The following is a 20,984-nucleotide window of genomic DNA, read 5'->3' as shown; positions in this document are numbered from 1 at the left end:
CCCGGCACTCAGGCATCGGGCGCATCGTTACCATGCGGGGACGCAGATACCGGCAGAGCCGGCACCAGCTGACGACGACGAGGGACGGATACGCGTGGCCGAGGCGGCAGACTCTCAGGGGATGAATCCCTCCCCTGCCCGCCGGTGGCTCCGGCGCACAGCCTCCTTGATCGTCGGGGCACCGCTGATCGCCGGCCTGCTGGCCGGTCCCGCAGCGCCCTCGGCTCAGGCCCAGGAGGCCACGAAGGCCCCGGCCGGTTCGCGCACCGTCGATGTGTCCCTGGACACGCTCGCGCCCAGCGCACCGGTCGAGGGCGACACGCTCACCATCTCCGGCACCCTCACGAACAGAGGGAAGAAGACGGTCACGGACTCGGAGGTCGACCTGCGCGTCGGGCCGAGGCTGTCCGGCAGGGGCGCGGTCGACGAGGCCGCCAAGCGCACCGGGTACCTGCCCGGGAGCGACCCGGCCAAGCTCGGCGGCGCGTACACGCTGAAGGTCCCGGAGCTCGCGGCCGGGGTCAGCCGGGACTTCACCCTCGCCGTCCCGGTGGACAAGCTGGACCTGGGTGCGGAGGGCGTCTATCAGCTCGGGGTGTCGCTCACGGGCCGCACCACCGACTACGCCTACGACCAGGTGCTCGGCATCCAGCGGACCTTCCTGCCGTGGCAGCCGGAGGACGCGGACAGCAAGACCGGACTCACCTTCCTCTGGCCTCTGATCGCATCGGCACATGTCACTGCGGAGACGGGGTCCGACGAACAGCAGACCCCCGTGTTCGCCAATGACGATCTGGCTCTCGAACTCGCTCCGGGCGGCCGTCTGGAACAGCTGGTCTCGCTGGGACGACAGCTCCCCGTCACCTGGGTGATCGACCCGGACCTGCTGGCCTCCGTCGATGCGATGACGAAGAACTACCGCGTCAAGGTGGGCGACACCACGGTCGCGGGGACGAACCAGGCCATCGCCAAGAAGTGGCTCACGGACCTGCAGGCGGCGGTGAAGGACGGGAAGGTGGTGGCCCTGCCGTTCGCCGACCCGGATCTCGCGTCCATCGCCCACCGCGGCAAGAACGTCTCGGGTGCCCTCAGCCATCTGCAGACGGCGACCGAGGTCGCGGGCACGACGGTGGAGACCGTCCTCCATGTGAAGCCGTCCACCGACTTCGCCTGGCCCGTGGACGGTGCGATCGATCCCTCGGTCGTCGACGTCGCCACCTCCGCCGGGGCGCACAAGGTGATCGCCCGCAGCGACAGCCTTCAGGAGACCGGCGGGCTCCCCTACACGCCGACGTCGGCGCGACCGATCGGCGGTGGCACCACCGCCGTCGTCTCCGACCACCGGCTCTCCACCGCGTTCACCGGCGACATGTCCAAGGCCGGTGCCTCGACCCTGGCCGTGCAGAAATTCCTGGCCCAGACGCTGGCGGTGACGGAACAGGCCCCTGACAAGGAGCGCAGCATCGTTGTCGCCCCGCAGCGGACTCCCACCGCTGCTCAGGCGCAGAGCATGGCGCGCGCGCTCCAGGCCCTCACGACCGAACACTGGACACAGCCACTCGACCTGACGGCGGCAGCGGAGCAGAAGCCCGACGCACAAGCCATCACCAAGGTCCCCAGCGCTTCCCGGTACCCGAAGAAGCTGCGAAGCCAGGAGCTGCCCACCCAGGCGTTCCAGGACATCAGGACGACACAGGACTCGCTCGACAGTTTCCAGGTCATCCTGACGCAGCCCGACCGGGTGGTGACCCCCTTCGGGAACGCGATCAACCGCTCCGTGTCGACGTCGTGGCGTGGCAAGCCGCTGGAGGCGCAGCGGTACCGTGACGACATCCGCACCTATCTGCAGGGCCTCAGCAACGAGGTCCAGCTGATCACGAAGTCGGATGTGACCCTCTCCGGGCGCAGCGCCACGATCCCTGTGACCGTGCAGAACAAACTGGTCCAGGGCGTCGACCACCTCGTCCTCCGTCTGACGTCGGGCAACTCCACCCGGCTCAAGCTCAACGACGGCGGAGCGGTCGCCGAACGACGCGTCGAGATCGCCGGCGGACACAGCCAGTCCGTGAAGTTCGACGCCTCGGCCAACGCCAACGGCCAGGCCCAGGTCACGGCGCGGCTCTTCACCGCGGACGGCGTGCCCTACGGCGAGGAGATGACCTTCACCGTGAAGGTCTCGGAAGTCACACCGACCGTGCTCCTGGTGATCGCCGGCGGACTGCTGCTGCTGGTCCTGGCGGGCATCAGGATGTACACCCACCGCAAGCGCACCGTCGCGGGCGGCGCAGTGGAGAACAACGGCGGCGAACCCGAGCAGCCGAGTGACCCGACGCCGGACACCGGTCCGGAAAGCGGGAACCCGTCCGGCCCGGGTGAGAAAGTGGACCGTTGAGCGATGTCTGTCGGGGCCTGTCGGCCGGGGACAATGAGGTGGGGTTTCGATGAACGCGCCGTACGACGGTGACCGCGGCCAGGGCGCGGGCGGAGCTGGGTCTTCCAGCGGTCCGCCGGTGCCGCCGGGCGCCGGGCAGGACGGAGAGGCACCCGATCCGTACCTGCAGCACGCGTACGACCACGACCCGTACCGTGCCCAGGACCTCGCCGCGCAGGACCCGGTGGCCGAGGCGCTCTACGACCGCGCCTCGCATCCTCCGCCGCCTCCGGGCACCTACCAGGAGCCGCAGGCCCTCTACCAGCAGCCTCCCGCTGCCCAGTACGCCCCCGACCCCCGGATCTGGGCCCAGACGCCCCCACCGGAGCCCGCAGGCCCGTCCCGGCACCTTCCGTACGGGGACCACGCGGCGACCACCCAGTACGTAGGTGTGGACGACCTGGTCACTCAGGCCTCCGGCGACCGTGGGGAGCAGGACGCCTTCGCACACCTCTTCCGCGACCAGGAGGGGTCGGGCCGGCCTCCCGGCCCTCCCGCCGAGCCCGAGCCGGCTCCGGCACCCGTGCCACCGAAGTCCGGAGGCCGTGCCGCCGGGATACTGAAGTCCAGTGCGGTGATGGCAGCCGGCACCCTGGTGTCCCGGCTCACCGGCTTCGTCCGCAGCCTCGTGATCACCGCGGCGCTGGGCGCGGCCCTGCTCGGTGACAGCTACACCATCGCGTACACCCTGCCGACGATGATCTACATCCTCACCGTGGGCGGCGGGCTGAACTCGGTCTTCGTTCCCCAGCTCGTCCGGTCCATGAAGGACGACGAGGACGGCGGCGAAGCCTTCGCCAACCGGCTGCTGACGCTGGTCATGGTCGCCCTCGCTGTGATCGTCGCCCTGGCCGTCTTCGCTGCGCCGTGGCTCATCCACACGATGTCACCGACCATCGCGAACGATGCTGCGGCGAACAGCGTGGCTGTCACCTTCGCCCGCTACTGCCTGCCGACCATCTTCTTCATGGGCATCCATGTGGTGATGGGCCAGATCCTCAACGCCCGCGGGAAGTTCGGGGCGATGATGTGGACCCCGGTCCTGAACAACATCGTCATGATCTTCACCTTCGGCCTGTTCATCTGGGTCTACGGCACCTCGGCCGAGTCCCGGATGGGCGTGGAGACGATCCCGCCGGAGGGCGTCCAGCTCCTGGGCGTCGGCACGCTGCTCGGCCTGGTGGTCCAGGCCCTTGCCATGATCCCGTACCTCCGCGAGGCCGGGTTCCGCTTCCGTCCCCGCTTCGACTGGAAGGGCCACGGGCTCGGCAAGACGATCAAGCTCGCCAAGTGGACCGTCCTGTTCGTGCTGGCCAACCAGGCCGGTGTCGTCGTCGTCACGCAGCTGGCGACCTCGGCCGGAAAGCTCTCAGGCAAGGACGGCACGGGCTTCCTGGCCTACTCGAACGCCCAGCTGATCTGGGGCATGCCGCAGGCCATCATCACCGTCTCGGTCATGGCGGCCCTGCTGCCCCGCATCTCCCGCGCCGCCCATGACAACGACCCGGGAGCCGTCCGCGACGACATCTCGCAGGGTCTGCGCAACTCGGCGGTGGCCATCGTTCCGGTCGCCTTCACCTTCCTCGCACTCGGCCTGCCGATGTGCACCCTGCTCTACGCCTCCAGCGGCACCGAGGCCGCACGGTCCATGGGCTTCATCCTGATGGCGTTCGGCCTCGGCCTCATCCCGTACTCGGTGCAGTACGTGGTGCTCCGCGGGTTCTACGCGTACGAGGACACCCGCACCCCCTTCTACAACACGGTGATCGTGGCAGCGGTCAATGCCGCGGCTTCCGCCCTCTGCTACGTGATTCTTCCGGCGCAGTGGGCAGTCGTGGGAATGGCGGCCTCCTACGGGCTGGCCTACGCGGTCGGTGTCGGCATCGCCTGGCGACGGCTCAGCAGCCGACTCGGCGGGGACCTGGACGGAGCCCGTGTGGTGCGGACCTACGCCCGTCTCTGCCTGGCCGCGATCCCCGCGGCCGTGGTCGGCGGCGGCGTCGGCTTCGCTCTTCTGAAGGCCCTCGGCGACGGAGCCGGCGGCTCCGTGGTGGCATTGGTCTGTGGCAGCGTCATCCTGCTGGGCATCTTCTTCGTCGCTGCGAAGAAGATGCGCATCGAGGAGCTCAACGGCATGGTCGGCATGGTCCGGGGACGGCTCGGCCGCTGAATGCACTCCGAGCCGCACAACCATCGCTGGACACCGCGTGTCGTGCATAGCACCGGAGTGTGGGCACAATTGGCGTGACTGTGCAGGGCTGGCTGGCATCGCGCAACGGATGGGGAGGCAGGAACGACGGTGGCGGAACGTAGCACGGCTGCTGTCGACGTGGCCGACAACGGCGGCGACGAGCCGCTGACCGCCAAGGCGGACGCGGCCACGACCGACGGGACGGCACAAACCCAGGACGCGGAGGGCACGGGCCCGCAGGACGCGGAGAGCGGGCGCGACAGCTCGGACACCGTGCCGGCGTCGCCCGATCTGCACAGCGGTCACAAGCTGGCCGGACGGTACCGCCTCGAGGAGTGCGTCACCCGACTGGACGGATTCAGCAGCTGGCGTGCTGTCGACGAGAAACTGCGGCGCGCGGTGGGCGTCCATCTCCTGCCCGCCGATCATCCGCGCGCCCGCTCGGTGCTGGCCGCGGCCCGCTCCTCGGCGCTGCTCGGTGACCCGCGCTTCGTCCAGGTCCTGGACGCCGTGGAGGAGGACGACCTCGTCTACGTCGTCCACGAATGGCTCCCCGATGCCACCGAGCTCACGGCGCTGCTGGCCGCAGGCCCCTTCGAGGCCCACGACGCCTACCAGCTCGTGAGTCAGATCTCCCAGGCCATGGCCGCCGCCCACCGCGAAGGGCTCGCGCACCTGCGCCTCACCCCCGGCGCCGTACTGCGCAGCTCGACGGGCCAGTACCGGATCCGCGGCCTGGCCGTGAACGCCGCGCTGCGTGGCATCACCGCCGATCAGCCGCTGCGCACGGACACCGAGGCCATCGGCGCGCTGCTCTACGCAGCCCTCACCCGTCGCTGGCCCTACGAGAGCGATGCCTACGGTCTCACCGGGCTCCCCAAGGACCTGGGCCTGATTCCGCCCGACCAGGTGCGGGCCGGCGTCCACCGAGGTCTGTCCGAACTGGCCATGCGCGCCCTCGCCAACGACGGCGCGACCGCGTCGCGCCAGGAACAGCCGTGCACCACCCCGGACGAGCTGGCGAAGGCCGTCGCGGCCATGCCCCGCATCCTGCCGCCGGAGCCCTCCTTCACGGCGCCGCCGGAGTACCAGCGCACGACATACCAGCAGGGCACCTACGGGCGCCCGTCGGTCCGGCCCACCTCGGCGACCCAGCCTGTCATCGCGGCTCCTCCGCCCCCTCTCCAGAGCCGCACGGGCAGGGCGCTCAAGTGGGCCGTCTCCGCGCTGCTCATCGCCGCTCTGGGACTCGGCAGCTGGCAGCTGGCAGAGACCGTGCTCAACCGGGACAACGACTCCGGGGAACCGGCCCCGACACAGACCGCGGAGGACGGGGCCGACGACAACAACGCCGTCGAGCCCAGCAAGCCCGTCACCATCGTGGGGGCCAAGGACTACGACCCTCTCGGCATGGACGGCTCGGAGAAGCCTGCCTCGATAAACAACGTCTACGACGGGGACACGAGCTCCTACTGGAGCACCGACGGCTACTTCAGTGCCGACTTCGGACGGCTCAAGGAAGGCGTAGGAGTCGTTCTCGACCTCGGCAAGGTCCAGCAGGTGGGCGACGTGCAGGTGTCCTTCCTCGGCGGCAGCACCTCCGTCGAGCTGAGGACCACCAAGAGCTCGCCCTTTCCCCAGCTGCCCGACGGTTTCACCAAGGTCGCGGAGGGATCCGGGACGAAGGTGTCCCTCAAGCCCGACAAGCCGGTGCAGGCGCGGTACGTTCTGGTCTGGCTGACGAAACTGCCCATGGACGACGGTAATTACAGGGGTAAGGTCTCGGACGTCAAGATCACGAGCTGACGGCGACAGGGGAGGGGGCTCACCGTTGGACAACGCCAGGTTCGCCGACATCAGCGACCAGGATCTCCTGGCCCAGCACGTCGCAGGCGAAGCGGACGCCTTCGGTGAGCTCGTGCGGCGACACCGTGACCGCCTCTGGGCCGTGGCCCTGCGCACACTGGGCGACCGTGAGGAAGCAGCCGACGCCGTGCAGGATGCCCTGGTCTCCGCATTCCGTGCCGCCCATACCTTCCGCGGCCAGTCCGCCGTGACCACGTGGCTGCACAGGATCACCGTCAACGCCTGCCTGGACCGTGCCCGCAAGGCCGCCTCCCGGAAGACCGCACCGGTCGACGACACCGAGCGGCTCGACCAGCTCATGGAGCCTCACGAGTCCGCCGAGGCTCCCGCTGAGCGGCTGGACCTGCACCGAGAGCTCCTGGCCGCACTGGCCACCCTCCCCGCCGAGCAGCGGGCCGCGCTCGTCCTTGTGGATATGCAGGCCTACCCCGTCGCCGAGGCTGCCCGCATCCTCGACGTACCTACCGGCACCGTGAAGAGCCGGTGTGCTCGTGGCCGGGCCAGACTCCTCCCCCTGCTGACCCACCTGCGAACCAACAGAGAGGACGGCAAGGACGTCTCCATGGAAAGGAACCGGACGCAGGGGCCATCCGTCCCACCGGCGTCAGGACCAAGAGACGCAGGCGACGGTGATCCTGCCGGTGTAAAGGGTGGAGGTGGGCTCGCATGACATCCACAGCCGACACGGCTCAGCACCCCGACGTCTCCGAGATCTCCGACCTCACCGAAGGGCTTCTGCAGCCGTCCCGCGAGGCAGAACTCCGCCGCCACATCGACGCCTGCGAAGAGTGCGCCGACATCCACTCCTCGCTGGAAGAGATCCGCGCGCTGCTGGTGCGGGGAGGGCCCCTCCCTGAGCGCATGCCCGACGATGTAGCCGACCGGATCGACGCGGCGCTGGCATCGGAAGCTGCGCACGCCGCTGAGGCATCCGCCGCCGGGACTGCTGTTTCACGTGAAACAGGGGCAGACGGCAGCACGGCAGCCCTCCGGCCCGCGGGTCGCCCTCGTGGCGCCACTGGACCCGGCCGGAGTCCGGCCCGTCGTCGGCGCCGCACCGTGATCCTGGGCACCGCCTTCGGTGCTGCCGCAGTCGGCATGAGTGTCTTCCTGCTGTCCGTCCAGGTGTCCCAGGACTCAGCCGGCAAGATGGCTGACAGCGGAGTCAGCGCTGCGGAGCGGAGCCGAGAAGACTTCTCGGAGGGCACGCTGGAAGGCCGCGTCCATACGCTTCTGAGCGAGGCGGAGGCGTCCGAGGCCGTCGGCGATTCGGGCGAGCCGTCGATGGACACCAAGTCCTCTCCGGGGAATCCGTCCCCCGGCGCCGTCTCCCCCCGTGCCCCCTTGCGCGCACCGATCGTGGATGTTCCGCCCTGCGTCCAGCAGGGCACCGGCCGGAACGCACCTGCTCTGGCTGTGGAAGAGGGCAGCTACGAAGGGACGGCCGCCTTCCTCGTCGTGCTGCCCGATGCGACTGACTCCACTCGCGTCCAGGCCTATGTCGTCGACGCAGCCTGTGTGGATTCCACACCTGCGGCAAAGGGACAGCTGCTGCTCACACACTCCTACGCACGCCCCTGAGGACCTCGCCGGGAGCGGACCGGTATTTCGGGAATGCATGCCCCGTAGGATCCGTTGGGTGGGGTGAGAGTCGTGGAACCGACCCCAGTAGGCAGTAGGCAGTCTGCAGAGACGAGGAAGAACCCGTGAGCGACGTCCGTAATGTGATCATCATCGGCTCCGGGCCGGCTGGTTACACCGCCGCCCTGTACACCGCTCGCGCGTCGCTGAAGCCGCTGGTGTTCGAGGGCGCCGTCACCGCCGGCGGTGCACTGATGAACACCACCGACGTGGAGAACTTCCCGGGCTTCCAGGACGGAATCATGGGCCCTGAGCTCATGGACAACATGCGCGCCCAGGCGGAGCGCTTCGGCGCCGAGCTCATCCCCGACGATGCCGTCTCCGTCGACCTCTCCGGAGACGTGAAGACCGTCACTGACACCGCAGGCACGGTGCACCGCGCCAAGGCCGTCATCGTCACCACGGGATCCCAGCACCGCAAGCTCGGCCTGCCCAACGAGGACGCGCTCTCCGGACGCGGTGTCTCCTGGTGTGCGACCTGCGATGGCTTCTTCTTCAAGGACCAGGACATCGCCGTGGTCGGTGGCGGCGACACCGCCATGGAAGAGGCGACCTTCCTCTCCCGGTTCGCCAAGTCCGTCACGATCGTGCACCGTCGCGACTCCCTGCGGGCCTCCAAGGCCATGCAGGAACGCGCCTTCGCCGACCCGAAGATCAAGTTCGCGTGGGACAGCGAAGTGGCCACGGTCCACGGGGACCAGAAGCTCTCCAGCCTCACCCTGCGCAACACCAAGACCGGTGTGACCTCCGAGCTCCCGGTGACCGGCCTGTTCATCGCTGTCGGCCACGACCCCCGCACGGAGCTCTTCAAGGGCCAGCTCGACCTTGACGACGAGGGCTACCTCAAGGTCGAGGCTCCCTCGACGCGCACCAACCTGAAGGGCGTCTTCGGCGCCGGCGACGTCGTCGACCACACCTACCGACAGGCCATCACCGCAGCCGGTACCGGCTGCTCGGCCGCTCTCGACGCAGAGCGCTTCCTCGCCGCGCTCTCCGACGAGCAGCTCGCCGAGCCGGAGAAGACCCCGGCAGTCTGACTGCATCCCCCGAACCCCACACCCCGCGAAGTTAAGGAGGCCGCCGTGGCCGGCGCCCTGAAGAACGTGACCGACGACTCCTTCGATGAGGACGTCCTGAAGAACGACAAGCCCGTGCTGGTGGACTTCTGGGCCGCCTGGTGCGGCCCGTGCCGCCAGATCGCGCCTTCGCTGGAGGCCATCGCGGCTGAGCACGGCGATGAGATCGAGATCGTCAAGCTCAACATCGACGAGAACCCGGCCACCGCGGCGAAGTACGGCGTGATGTCGATCCCCACGCTGAACGTGTACCAGGGTGGCGAGGTCGCCAAGACCATCGTCGGCGCCAAGCCGAAGGCCGCGATCCTCCGCGACCTCGAGGGCTTCATCGTCCAGAAGTAAAGCCTGACTGTTTCACGTGAAACGGGCCCACCCCTCGGGGTGGGCCCGTTCTGCATGCTCGGTTCGTTCGGCGTTCTCCCCAGACACAGAGTGGATCCTCAAAGTCAGAGAGGGCGCAGCGCCGGCTCCTTCTGCACGGCTCCCAGCAGCCTGTCCAGCGCCAGCTCGACGTCTTCCTTCCAGGAGAGCGTCGTACGCAGCTCAAGCCTCAGCCGTGGATGCACAGGGTGAGGACGCACCGTCTTGAAGCCGACCGCGAGCAGGTGATCCGCCGGCAGCACACACGCCGGCTCCTTCCAGCGGGCGTCACCGAAGGCCTCGATCGCTTTGAAGCCACGTCGCAGCAAGTCCTTGGCGACCGTCTGTACCATCACGCGCCCCAGCCCTTGTCCTTGGAAGCCCGGCACGATCAATGCGGTCATCAGCTGCACGGCATCGGGGGAGACAGGACTGGTGGGAAACGCCGTGGAACGGGGGACGTACGCAGGCGGCGCATAGAGAACGAAGCCGGCCGCGACATCGTCCACGTAGACGGCCCTGCCGCAGGATCCCCACTCCAGCAGAACGGCGGAGATCCAGGCTTCCTTCTCGAGTTCGGGCCTGCCCGCCTTTACTGCAGCTTCCCCGCTGACCGGATCAAGTTCCCAGAAGACACACGAGCGACAGCGCCTGGGGAGATCCGGAAGGTTGTCCAGTGTGAGCGGTACGAGCCGTCGCCCCATGTAGGCGGTTCCTCACTTCCTTCGCCCGCCGCATCACGTGCGGATGCCAGCGCGCTCCGTTCTCGGAACAGGCTGCCGACGAACCCCCCGACAGCACCAAGCCCCAAACCGACTGTCACCAGGTGGCTGCGATTCACTGATCGCACGGCCCCCGCCTCCTCTGAGGTGGATCACGGTGGTGGATACGCCATACCAGAACGCATCGTATCCACCCAGAGGTGATGGGGATACCGAGAGACGGCAAAGGGCGGGCCGAGTTCCGGAGAACTTCCCGGAGCTCGGCCCGCCCTTGACCGTCCTGCCGACTCAGGCCTCGTCAGCCTCGACCTGCTCTTCCTCGATGCTGCGTTCCAGCACCCGTCCCTCACCCGGAGCAAGGCTGCCGAGAATGCGGTCCAGATCCTCCATCGAGGCGAACTCGACGACGATCTTCCCCTTCTTCTGCCCGAGGTCGACCTTCACCCGCGTCTCGAACCGGTCGGAGAGGCGGGAGGCAAGGTCGGTCAGAGCCGGTGAGACCCGGCCCCCCGCCCTGGGCCCCCGAGGCTTCGCGGAGCTCGTCGGTTCGGAACCCAGAAGGTTCACGATCTCCTCGACCGCACGCACCGACAGCCCCTCGGCCACGATGCGGTGCGCCAGCCGGTCCTGCTCCTCGGAGTCGTCCACCGACAGCAAGGCCCTTGCGTGGCCGGCCGAGAGGACTCCTGCCGCGACCCTGCGCTGCACCGGCGGGGAGAGCCGCAGCAGACGGAGCGTGTTCGACACCTGCGGACGGGACCGGCCGATCCGGTCCGCCAGCTGATCATGCGTGCACTTGAAGTCCTTCAGCAGCTGGTCGTACGCCGCCGCCTCCTCCAAGGGGTTCAGCTGAGCCCGGTGCAGGTTCTCCAGGAGTGCGTCGAGCAGCAGCTTCTCGTCGTCGGTCGCGCGGACGATGGCCGGGATGCGCTCCAGACCGGCTTCGCCGCACGCCCTCCAACGGCGCTCACCCATGATGAGCTCGTAGCGGTCCTCGTCGACCTTGCGTACGACGACGGGCTGGAGGAGACCGACCTCCTTGATGGAGGTGACCAGCTCGGCCAGAGCATCCTCGTCGAAGACCTCGCGAGGCTGCCTGGGGTTCGGCGTGATCGAAGGCAGGGGGATCTCGGCGAAGTACGCCCCGGCCGAGTCGGTCTGCTCGGTGGCGGCCTGCTCGCCGACGGGAGAACTCGGCTCAGGGACCAACGTGCCGGAAGGGAGCCCCGCCAGTTTCGCGGCAGCCACCCCACGCTCGGCGGTCAGGATGGGCGACGCGCCCCCCGCATTCGTGCCGGAAGCAGGGCTCGTGACCTGCTTCTCCTGCGGGGCTGCGGGAATCAGTGCACCGAGTCCACGTCCCAGCCCTCTACGACGCTCACTCACTGCATGCCCTCCGAATGGCTCTGCTGACTGTTCTGGATGCCCGTGTGGGCAGGCTCGCCCGCAGGGGCGTGCTGAGCCTCGTAATGCACTCCGACGCCTCTCAGCGCGATCTCACGGGCCGCCTCAAGGTAGGACAGGGACCCGCTGGAGCCCGGATCGTACGTGAGGACGGTCTGCCCGTAGCTCGGCGCCTCCGAGATACGCACGGAGCGGGGGATACTGGTCCGCAGCACCTCCTTGCCGAAGTGGGTGCGCACCTCCTCCGCCACCTGTGAAGCGAGCCGGGTTCGGCCGTCGTACATGGTGAGCAGGATCGTCGAGACGTGGAGATCGGGGTTCAGATGCCCCCGGACCAGGTCGACGTTGCGAAGCAGTTGTCCGAGACCCTCCAGCGCGTAGTACTCGCACTGAATCGGGATGAGCACCTCTGCTCCGGCCACGAGCGCGTTGACCGTCAGCAGACCGAGTGAGGGCGGGCAGTCGATGAGGATGTAGTCCAGCGGCTGGTCATACGCCTGGATGGCCCGCTGCAGCCGGCTCTCCCGCGCCACCAGCGATACCAGCTCGATCTCCGCACCGGCGAGATCGATGGTCGCCGGCGCACAGAAGAGGCCTTCGACGTCCGGAACCGGCTGAACCACCTCGGAGAGCGGCATGCTCTCCACCAGTACGTCGTAGATGGAGGGGACTTCCGCGTGATGGTCGATCCCCAGAGCCGTGGAGGCGTTCCCCTGCGGATCGAGGTCCACCACCAGGACGCGTGCGCCATGCAACGCGAGCGAAGCGGCGAGGTTGACCGTCGAGGTCGTCTTCCCCACACCGCCCTTCTGGTTGGCCACGACCATGATGCGTGTCCGGTCAGGTCGTGGCAGCCCCTCGCCGGCGCGGCCGAGGGCCTCGACCGCCAGCTGAGCCGCACGACCAATGGGTGTGTCGTCCATCGGCGGAGGTGTTTCACGTGAAACACCGTCCCCCAGGGACTCGGTACGGGGACCGGGGACCGGATCGGTCATCGGTCCCGCGATGTTGGCGTCGGACCGCAAGGATTCACTCTCCTCGACTTCAGGCTCGCAATGAACAGAGCCTGCCATGCTTTCGGGGTCATGAACCAGCGAGGCCGACTCTTCTGTGGATGAATCCGGTTCTGTGGACAACTCGGTAGCCCGTAGGGGCCTGCGGTCGCGCGGCGCGGCAGCCGCACGACCGCGACCGATGATTCCCTGCAGCAGAGAGCGACGTTTCACGTGAAACACGATGCCCGTGCAGCACAGTGGCGGGCTCCCGACACTCCGCAGGCTGCGTATATCGCTGCTTTCATGGAGCATCGGTGCAAAAAGGCCAGAAGCCCACTAAGGGCAGCAAATCAGGATCGCCGGACCGTCGCCCAGCCCGCGCTCATCGGCGTCGTCGCGTCCGGCCCACCCGTGCGGCCTTGGCCCGCTTTGCGGCGAACCTCACACCGCCCGGGCTCTCTCCGACCACCACACGGACCACCGTGGACGCCGGGTCGACCATGCCCTCACCGACCTGCAGCACCTCGGTCTCCACCACTCCGAGCTTGCTCAGAGCGGCCCGAGCCCCCTGGATCTCTTCCTCCGCCGTGCCGCCCTTGAGCGCAAGCATCTCTCCGTAGGGGCGCAGCAAGGGCACTCCCCATCCGGCGAGCCTGTCGAGCGGGGCCACCGCCCGGGCCGTCACCACGTGAACCGGCTGAAGTGTCCCCAGCACTTCCTCGGCCCGGCCGCGGACGACCGTCACATGATCCAGGCCCAGGAGCTCGACGACTTCCTGAAGGAAATTCGTGCGCCGCAGCAGTGGTTCCAGCAGCGTGATCTTGAGGTCGGGGCGTACCAACGCGAGCGGGATACCGGGAAGCCCGGCCCCCGAACCCACGTCGCAGACCGTGACACCCTCGGGAACCACTTCGGAGAGCACCGCACAGTTCAGCAGATGGCGTTCCCACAGGCGCGGCACCTCACGCGGGCCGATCAGCCCGCGCTTGACGCCCGCGTCCGCGAGGAGCTCCGCATACCTGACAGCCTCTGGGAAGAACTCACCGAATACCGCCTGCGCCTCCTTGGGCGCCTGAGGGAGCTCTGCTTCCTCCGTCACGGGGGACCGTCCTTCCGTACCGCTCTAGCACGCTGACTATCAGGCTGACAAAGATCGGCCCCGCCTGCGAACAGACGGGGCCGACAGTACAAGGATCCGGTCAGGCCGGGAGAACGACGACGAAGCGCTGGGGCTCCTCGCCCTCGGACTCGCTGCGCAGACCGGCGGCCGCGACCGCGTCGTGCACGACCTTGCGCTCGAACGGCGTCATCGGTTCGAGCTTCACCGGCTCGCCCGAGCTCTTGACCTCATCCGCGGCCTTGGCGCCGAGGGCGGCCAGGACCTCACGCTTCTTGGCACGGAAACCGCCGATGTCCAGCATCAGGCGGCTGCGGTCACCGGTCTCGCGGTGAACGGCCAGGCGCGTCAGCTCCTGGAGCGCCTCCAGCACCTCACCATCGCGGCCCACAAGCTTCTGCAGGTCACGCGCCGAGTCACTGATGATCGAGACCGCGGCCCGGTCCGCCTCCACGTCCATGTCGATGTCGCCGTCGAGGTCGGCGATGTCGAGCAGGCCTTCGAGGTAGTCAGCCGCGATCTCCCCCTCCTGCTCGAGGCGGGTCAGAGTGTCGCTGCCCTCAGCGGCCGTGGTGGTGGTGCCTTCCGTCACGGATGGACTCCTTCTTACTTCTTGGACGGGTGCTTGGGCCGCTGCGGGCCCTTGCGCTGTCCGGACTTGGCTTGGCGTGAGGAGCCGGACGCGGTGGCGCGCTTGGCCGCCGGCTTCGGCTTGTCGTCCTGCGGTGCGTCCTGCTTCTCCAGCGAGGTCTTGGATTCCGAGCCGGTGGAGCCGGTCCCCTTGTCCGTGCCGGGATGCGTGGCGGCGGTGTGGCGCTTCGCCTTGGTCTGGCGCTTGGGCTGCTGCCGCTTGGGCGCAGCACCACCCTCGGCCTCGAGAACGGCGGCTTCGCTCTTCGCGACCGTCCCGTCCTCCTGGGCCGCGAGGCCGAGCTTGCCCAGACCGGTGATGAACTTGCGCTCGATGTCGTTGCGGTCAGGACCCTTGGCGACGATCCGCTTGACGGTGTTGCGCCGGGTCCGGCCCCGTACCTCACCATGTGCGGTCACGCTCTTCAGCACACGGTTCAGGTACTGGTCCTGCGCCTTGCTGCCCGGAGTCGGGTTCTGGTTGATCACGTACATCTGCTGACCCATGGTCCAGACGTTGGTGGTCAGCCAGTACACGAGGACACCGACGGGGAAGTTGATGCCCATGACGGCGAAGATCAGCGGGAAGATGTACATCAGCATCTTCTGCTGCTGCATGTACGGCGTCTTCACCGTCAGGTCGACGTTCTTCGTCATCAGCTGGCGCTGCGTGAAGAACTGCGACGCGGACATCATCACGATCATGATCGCGGTCACGACACGGACGTCGGTCAGGGAGGCGCCGAGCGCCTGCACCTTCTCCTCGCTGTCCATGAACTTCGCGGCCAGTGGAGCGCCGAAGATGTGTGCCTGACGGGCGCTGTCCAGCAGGGGCTGGTCGATGACACCGATCGTCTTGCCCGAGGCGATGGCCGAGAGCACGTGATACAGGGCGAAGAAGAACGGGGACTGCGCCAGGATGGGAAGGCACGAGGAGAGCGGGTTGGTGCCCGTCTCCTTGTACAGCTTCATCATCTCTTCGGACTGACGCTGTTTGTCGTTCTTGTAGCGCTCCTGGATCGCCTTCATCTTCGGCTGGAGCACCTGCATGTTCCGGGTGGACTTGATCTGCTTGACGAAAAGCGGGATCAGACAGATCCGGATCAGGATCACCAGGGACACGATGGACAGGCCCCAGGCCCACCCCGTGTCATCGCCGAACAACGCTCCGTAGAGCTTGTGGAACTGGACGATGACCCACGAAACAGGCGTGGTGATAAAGCTGAACAGACTGGCAATCGTGTCCACTAATCAGGCTCCTTGAGCTTTGGGCGAGGTCTCTGTGGCCGGGCTCAGGGGTTCGGAGACCGACCCCCCGGAAGGCACATCGGCGGCGGAGTCCCCGCCCTTGCCGCCACGCACACAGTTGCGCAGCATTTCGTGCCAACGCGGACGTTTGCGTGGCGGTACGTGATCCACGCCGCCGGGTGACCACGGATTGCAACGAAGGATGCGCCATGCGGTCAGCGCTGTTCCCTTGATCGCACCGTGCCGGTCGATCGCCGTATATCCATAGTGGGAACACGACGGGTAGTAGCGGCAGACGGGCCCGAGAAGCGGGCTGATCGTCCACTGGTACAGCTTGATGAGAGCCAGCAGCGGGTACTTCATCGCGCACCCCCTCCCAGCAGCCGCTGAAGGGCGGCGTCCAGGTCTCGGGCCAGCTGTGCATGGTCGGCGTCACCCGATCCGGGCAACGCTCGTACGACAACAAGGCTACCGGGGGGCAGCTGAGCAAGCCGATCGCGGACCAGATGGCGAAGCTTCCGCTTCACCGCGGTACGGACGACTGCTCCTCCCACTGCTTTGCTGACAACGAAACCCGCACGCGGCGGGGGAACACTCTCCCCTGTCACGTGCGGGTCCGTAACACCGCTGCGTAGGTGCACGACGAGTAGCGGACGCCCGGCTCGGCGTCCTCGTCGTACCGCGGTCGCGAAGTCCTCGCGCCGCCTCAGCCGATTCTCGGTAGGCAGCACGTCATGGACCTGTTAGCGATCAGGCGGACAGGCTGCTGCGGCCCTTGCCACGGCGGTTCGCGAGAATCGCGCGGCCGGCACGGGTACGCATACGCAGCCGGAAGCCATGGGTCTTGGCGCGACGACGGTTGTTCGGCTGGAAGGTGCGCTTGCTCACTCGGGGGCTCCAGAAATGATTCGTGTGTTGGCGGGACATCGCCTGGCTGTCACCGTGCGCCCACGAGGAACTCGCGTAAACGCCTTAGTGCACCGCTTCACAATCACAGATCGTGATGTTTGCCCATCGGAGGCAGGCGGCAGCAGCCATCGACAACTCGACCTGGTCACGGTACGCGCGGCTACGCCATCCGGTCAAACCGGCCTCGCACCACCCCCTGCTGTACACAGCCTGTGGACAACAACTTGAACCGTGCGGGTCGGCCTGACTACCGTGGCTGAACTCCGGTTCTTTTCCTTCCTGCCTGCCGGGCCTCACCCGACCCGACCCATCCGTCCCGAGAAGCACACATTCGTGGGACATGCGAGAGAGCGTGCCTTGTGGCTGACGTACCTGCCGATCTTGCCGCAGTGTGGCCGCGAGTGCTGGAACAACTCCTCGGGGAGGGCCAGCAGGGCATCGAGCCGAAGGACAAGCAGTGGATCGAGCGCTGCCAGCCCCTGGCACTCGTCGCCGACACCGCACTGCTGGCCGTACCCAACGAGTGGGGCAAACGCGTCCTGGAGGGCCGGCTCGCCCCGCTGATCAGCGAGACGCTCACCCGTGAGTGCGGACGGCCGATCCGGATCGCGATCACCGTCGACGATTCCGCGGGCGAGCCCCCCGCTCCGCCGGCGCCCCCGATGCACCAGCCCCACCAAGGGCAGCAGTCCCACCGCTACCAGGGACCGCAGCACGACGAGCCCTCACGGAACGACGGGTACGACAACTACGGCCCCAGGTCCTCCGACGACGGCATGCCGACGGCCCGCCCCGCCTATCCGGACTACCAGCAGCACCGCCCCGAGCCCGGCGCCTGGCCCCGGGTCCAGGACGACCTCTCCTGGCAGCCCCGGCACGGCGGCTACCAGGACCGCGACCCGTACGCGAGCCCGCGCCCGCAGCAGCCGCAGCACGACTACCGCCCGCAGCCGCCCGAGCACCAGGGTTACGAGCAGCAGCGGGACAGCCGCGACCGCCACGAGCTCCAGGACCAGCAACCCCAGCACCGCCAGGGCGGCCCAGGGACCGGAAGGGCCGGCGGCGGCCACATGGGCACGCAGTCCGCACCCCCGCCCGGAACCGGTGAGCCGCACGCCCGGCTGAATCCGAAGTACCTCTTCGACACCTTCGTGATCGGGGCGTCCAACCGCTTCGCGCACGCGGCCGCGGTCGCCGTCGCCGAGGCACCCGCGAAGGCGTACAACCCCCTTTTCATCTACGGGGAGTCGGGGCTCGGCAAGACCCACCTGCTGCACGCGATCGGGCACTACGCGCGGAGCCTCTACCCGGGCACCCGGGTGCGGTACGTGAGCTCCGAGGAGTTCACCAACGAGTTCATCAACTCGATCCGCGACGGCAAGGGCGACACCTTCCGCAAGCGGTACCGCGACGTGGACATCCTGCTGGTCGACGACATCCAGTTCCTCGCGAGCAAGGAGTCGACACAGGAGGAGTTCTTCCACACCTTCAACACGCTGCACAACGCCAACAAGCAGATCGTGCTCTCCTCCGACCGGCCGCCCAAGCAGCTGGTGACACTGGAGGACCGTCTCCGCAACCGGTTCGAGTGGGGCCTCACCACCGATGTGCAGCCACCGGAGCTGGAGACGCGGATCGCGATCCTCCGTAAGAAAGCGGTGCAGGAGCAGCTCAACGCGCCGCCGGAGGTACTGGAGTTCATCGCGTCCCGCATCTCGCGCAACATCCGCGAGCTGGAGGGCGCGCTGATCCGGGTGACGGCGTTCGCCAGCCTCAACCGGCAGCCGGTGGACCTCGGTCTGACCGAGATCGTGCTGAAGGACCTGATCCCCGGCGGGGAGGACTCGGCGCCCGAGATCACCGCGCCGGCCATCATGGCGGCGACGGCGGACTACTTCGGCCTGACGGTCGAGGACCTCTGCGGATCGTCCCGCAGCCGGGTGCTGGTGACGGCACGCCAGATCGCCATGTATCTCTGCCGCGAGCTGACGGATCTCTCCCTGCCCAAGATCGGCGCCCAGTTCGGCGGGCGGGACCACACCACGGTGATGCACGCCGACCGGAAGATCCGGGCGCTGATGGCGGAGCGCCGCTCCATCTACAACCAGGTCACCGAACTCACCAACCGCATCAAGAACGGCTGACGAGCCGGCGGCGGCAGGACCGCCGCACAGCGCGCCCCGGGCGCCCCGCGAGGACCTCACGACGTCCTCGCGGGGCGCCCTTCTTCGTCACGGGCTGCTGAGAGCGGGCTCCAGAATCCGGCGCGCGACGTCCCCGGGACGGCCTTCGCGGCCACCGGGCGCACGTGTTCCGGCTCGATCCCATGGCCTCCGAAACGACTCCGGCCCTCCAAAGTGTTCGAATACGAGCCCCGGACCAGCGCTTCTCCACAGAAGGACGCGGAATCCGGCGTCCACAGCCTGGGGACTGCGAAGTTGTCCATATTGCGTCCACAGGGTCTGCTGTCGATACTCCATCAGGCCAGGTCACATGCCTGGGGATTTGTGGTCAACGATGATCCACAGCCTGTGGACAGAGATTTCGTCCACAGGGCCCCGATGATGTTGTCCACCGACCGCCCACAGGCACAGCCCTGTTGTCCCCAGCTTCTCCACACCCCTGTCCACTGTTCGGCAACCCGACACCGGCGTTCACTGCCGAGAGTGAAAGGCGTCACACGAGGGCCCTTGATTGAGCTGTGGGGAACGTGGGTAAAGCTGGGGACAGCCCTGGGGAGAAGTCACCCCGCCCTGTGCATCGGGTGTGCAGAACTTTCGCGTGTCCACAGAAACGCCTGGTTGTCCACCGGTGCCACCCACAGGGTCGGTGGACAAAAAACGGCTTCTGACCTGCGAAAACGACGTTATCCACGGTTTCCACAGGGCCTACTACTACTACCACTCAGAGTTAGCCAGGAATCCGCTTCGAAGTGGGGCCTGTGCACAACTTGAGTGGCGAGCTCCGCGAACCCGTTGGTGCGACTTGACCCCGAGCAGCAACGAGTGTCGGTGCCGTACGTCAGACTGGACCCCGGCGGCCTCCCCCAGCCCTTGGCAGGGAGCCCCGACCAGACGACGAAGGCCAGCAGGGCGAGCGAGCAACAGCAGGAGGCGGTTCCGGTGAAGATCCGGGTGGAGCGCGATGTACTCGCGGAGGCGGTGGCCTGGGTGGCCCGCAGCCTCCCGGCCCGTCCGCCGGCGCCCGTTCTCGCGGGCCTTCTGCTGAAGGCTGAGGACGGAGCCCTCAGCTTCTCGAGCTTCGACTACGAGGTCTCGGCCAAGGTCTCGGTGGACGCCGAGGTCGAGGAGGACGGCACGGTGCTCGTCTCCGGCCGCCTGCTCGCCGACATCTGCCGCGCTCTGCCGAACAGGCCGGTGGAGATCTCCACCGACGGTGTGCGCGCCACGGTGGTCTGCGGTTCCTCGCGGTTCACACTCCACACACTGCCTGTGGAGGAGTACCCGGCACTGCCGCAGATGCCGACCGCCACGGGCACCGTCCCCGGTGAGGTCTTCGCCTCCGCGGCGGCCCAGGTCGCCATCGCGGCCGGGCGCGACGACACCCTGCCCGTCCTGACCGGCGTCCGGATCGAGATCGAGGGCGACACCGTCACCCTCGCGTCGACCGACCGCTACCGCTTCGCGGTCCGCGAGTTCCTGTGGAAGCCGGAGAACCCCGACGCCTCCGCGGTGGCCCTGGTGCCCGCCAAGACGCTCCTGGACACCGCCAAGGCACTGACCAGCGGCGACACGGTGACGCTGGCGCTGTCCGGCTCGGGTGCGGGCGAAGGGCTCATCGGTTTCGAGGGCGCCGGCCGCCGTACGACCACGCGGCTGCTCGAGGGCGACCTTCCTAAGTACCGGACGCTCTTCCCCACCGAGTTCAATTCGGTCGCGGTCATCGAGACCGCCCCGTTCGTCGAGGCCGTCAAGCGTGTTGCGCTCGTCGCCGAGCGCAACACCCCGGTGCGCCTCAGCTTCGAGCAGGGTGTCCTCATCCTCGAGGCCGGTTCCAGCGACGACGCACAGGCTGTGGAGCGCGTCGACGCCGTGCTGGAGGGCGACGACATCTCGATCGCCTTCAACCCGACCTTCCTGCTGGACGGGCTCAGCGCGATCGACTCCCCGGTCGCGCAGCTCTCCTTCACGACGTCGACCAAGCCCGCCCTGCTCAGCGGCCGGCCGGCCGTCGACGCCGAGGCCGACGACGCGTACAAGTACCTGATCATGCCGGTCCGCCTCTCCGGCTGATCCGGCGGTCGTCCCTGTCATGGCAGTTTCCGGCGGGCAGGCTCAGCGCAGAGCGGGCCCTCCGTGCTGCACCCCGCCGTGCTGTCCCGGCCGGGCGTAGGCTCGGTCCTGGGTACGAATCGGCACAACGCTTAAGGAATC

The 20,984-nt window shown here is 67.9% G+C and carries 18 protein-coding genes; 9 read left to right on the top strand and 9 right to left on the bottom strand.

Annotation, left to right across the window (positions count from 1 at the left end):
- The first annotated feature begins 94 nt into the window (after positions 1–94).
- From ACIP63_RS33185 to trxA, 7 genes are all read left to right on the top strand, one after another.
- Entirely contained in the window at positions 95–2,392 is a 2,298-nt protein-coding gene (locus tag ACIP63_RS33185) for a DUF6049 family protein (protein WP_401523290.1), read from the top strand.
- Between the two features lie 49 nt (positions 2,393–2,441).
- Entirely contained in the window at positions 2,442–4,601 is a 2,160-nt protein-coding gene (gene murJ, locus ACIP63_RS33180; protein ID WP_401523287.1) for a murein biosynthesis integral membrane protein MurJ, read from the top strand.
- Positions 4,602–4,730: 129 nt separating this feature from the next.
- On the top strand, positions 4,731–6,428 hold the full coding sequence (locus ACIP63_RS33175) for a serine/threonine protein kinase (RefSeq protein ID WP_401523284.1): 1,698 nt from the start codon (positions 4,731–4,733) through the stop codon (positions 6,426–6,428).
- Between the two features lie 25 nt (positions 6,429–6,453).
- Complete coding sequence (gene sigM / locus ACIP63_RS33170; RefSeq protein ID WP_401523281.1) at positions 6,454–7,158, top strand: RNA polymerase sigma factor SigM; 705 nt, start codon at positions 6,454–6,456, stop codon at positions 7,156–7,158.
- Complete coding sequence (locus ACIP63_RS33165) at positions 7,155–8,069, top strand: anti-sigma factor family protein (RefSeq protein WP_401523278.1); 915 nt, start codon at positions 7,155–7,157, stop codon at positions 8,067–8,069. Before sigM ends, ACIP63_RS33165 begins: the two co-directional genes overlap by 4 nt.
- A 125-nt stretch (positions 8,070–8,194) precedes the next feature.
- Entirely contained in the window at positions 8,195–9,166 is a 972-nt protein-coding gene (gene trxB / locus ACIP63_RS33160) for a thioredoxin-disulfide reductase (RefSeq protein ID WP_401523275.1), read from the top strand.
- Positions 9,167–9,211: 45 nt separating this feature from the next.
- On the top strand, positions 9,212–9,547 hold the full coding sequence (trxA, locus tag ACIP63_RS33155; RefSeq protein WP_362927534.1) for a thioredoxin: 336 nt from the start codon (positions 9,212–9,214) through the stop codon (positions 9,545–9,547).
- Positions 9,548–9,651: 104 nt separating this feature from the next.
- Here trxA and ACIP63_RS33150 read toward each other — a convergent pair whose 3' ends face one another.
- From ACIP63_RS33150 to rpmH, 9 genes are all read right to left on the bottom strand, one after another.
- Positions 9,652–10,269, bottom strand: a complete 618-nt coding sequence (locus tag ACIP63_RS33150) for a GNAT family N-acetyltransferase (protein ID WP_401523271.1) — start codon at positions 10,267–10,269, stop codon at positions 9,652–9,654.
- Positions 10,270–10,575: 306 nt separating this feature from the next.
- A complete protein-coding gene (locus tag ACIP63_RS33145) occupies positions 10,576–11,673 on the bottom strand; it encodes a ParB/RepB/Spo0J family partition protein (protein ID WP_401523268.1) in 1,098 nt (365 codons plus the stop codon).
- The gene (locus ACIP63_RS33140; protein WP_401523768.1) at positions 11,670–12,764 is read right to left on the bottom strand and encodes a ParA family protein; all 1,095 of its coding nucleotides are present in this window, start codon (positions 12,762–12,764) and stop codon (positions 11,670–11,672) included. Before ACIP63_RS33140 ends, ACIP63_RS33145 begins: the two co-directional genes overlap by 4 nt.
- Before the next feature lie 304 nt (positions 12,765–13,068).
- Complete coding sequence (gene rsmG, locus ACIP63_RS33135; RefSeq protein WP_401523265.1) at positions 13,069–13,785, bottom strand: 16S rRNA (guanine(527)-N(7))-methyltransferase RsmG; 717 nt, start codon at positions 13,783–13,785, stop codon at positions 13,069–13,071.
- A 100-nt stretch (positions 13,786–13,885) separates the two neighbouring features.
- Positions 13,886–14,395 carry a R3H domain-containing nucleic acid-binding protein gene (locus ACIP63_RS33130; protein ID WP_104787401.1) on the bottom strand — a complete coding sequence of 170 codons (510 nt, stop codon included), beginning with the start codon at positions 14,393–14,395 and terminating at the stop codon, positions 13,886–13,888.
- A 14-nt stretch (positions 14,396–14,409) separates the two neighbouring features.
- Positions 14,410–15,681, bottom strand: coding sequence for a membrane protein insertase YidC (gene yidC / locus ACIP63_RS33125; protein WP_401523261.1), 1,272 nt, complete (start codon positions 15,679–15,681; stop codon positions 14,410–14,412).
- A gap of 3 nt (positions 15,682–15,684) precedes the next feature.
- Positions 15,685–16,044 (bottom strand): membrane protein insertion efficiency factor YidD, encoded by a 360-nt coding sequence (gene yidD / locus ACIP63_RS33120; RefSeq protein ID WP_362927529.1) that lies wholly within the window; start codon positions 16,042–16,044, stop codon positions 15,685–15,687.
- On the bottom strand, positions 16,041–16,412 hold the full coding sequence (gene rnpA / locus ACIP63_RS33115; RefSeq protein WP_362927528.1) for a ribonuclease P protein component: 372 nt from the start codon (positions 16,410–16,412) through the stop codon (positions 16,041–16,043). The genes yidD and rnpA overlap by 4 nt, the downstream gene beginning before the upstream one ends.
- A 19-nt stretch (positions 16,413–16,431) precedes the next feature.
- The gene (gene rpmH / locus ACIP63_RS33110; protein WP_003967884.1) at positions 16,432–16,569 is read right to left on the bottom strand and encodes a 50S ribosomal protein L34; all 138 of its coding nucleotides are present in this window, start codon (positions 16,567–16,569) and stop codon (positions 16,432–16,434) included.
- A gap of 380 nt (positions 16,570–16,949) precedes the next feature.
- On the opposite strand from rpmH, the gene dnaA reads away from it, so the two are divergent.
- Both dnaA and dnaN read left to right on the top strand, forming a co-directional pair.
- Positions 16,950–18,734 carry a chromosomal replication initiator protein DnaA gene (gene dnaA, locus ACIP63_RS33105; protein WP_401523256.1) on the top strand — a complete coding sequence of 595 codons (1,785 nt, stop codon included), beginning with the start codon at positions 16,950–16,952 and terminating at the stop codon, positions 18,732–18,734.
- Positions 18,735–19,712: 978 nt separating this feature from the next.
- The gene (gene dnaN, locus ACIP63_RS33100; RefSeq protein ID WP_033296764.1) at positions 19,713–20,843 is read left to right on the top strand and encodes a DNA polymerase III subunit beta; all 1,131 of its coding nucleotides are present in this window, start codon (positions 19,713–19,715) and stop codon (positions 20,841–20,843) included.
- Positions 20,844–20,984: the final 141 nt, after the last annotated feature.

The organism is Streptomyces sp. NPDC088746, assembly GCF_044751065.1.
Taxonomy (GTDB): Bacteria; Actinomycetota; Actinomycetes; order Streptomycetales; family Streptomycetaceae; genus Streptomyces.
This window is presented reverse-complemented; position numbering and strand designations above follow the sequence as displayed.

Bases quoted from the DNA above. Each gene is read 5' to 3' on its own strand.
- ACIP63_RS33140 (WP_401523768.1), bottom strand. From the start codon at position 12,764: ATGGCAGGCTCTGTTCATTGCGAGCCTGAAGTCGAGGAGAGTGAATCC.
- murJ (WP_401523287.1), top strand. From the start codon at position 2,442: ATGAACGCGCCGTACGACGGTGACCGCGGCCAGGGCGCGGGCGGAGCT.
- yidD (WP_362927529.1), bottom strand. From the start codon at position 16,044: ATGAAGTACCCGCTGCTGGCTCTCATCAAGCTGTACCAGTGGACGATC.
- ACIP63_RS33150 (WP_401523271.1), bottom strand. From the start codon at position 10,269: ATGGGGCGACGGCTCGTACCGCTCACACTGGACAACCTTCCGGATCTC.
- ACIP63_RS33165 (WP_401523278.1), top strand. From the start codon at position 7,155: ATGACATCCACAGCCGACACGGCTCAGCACCCCGACGTCTCCGAGATC.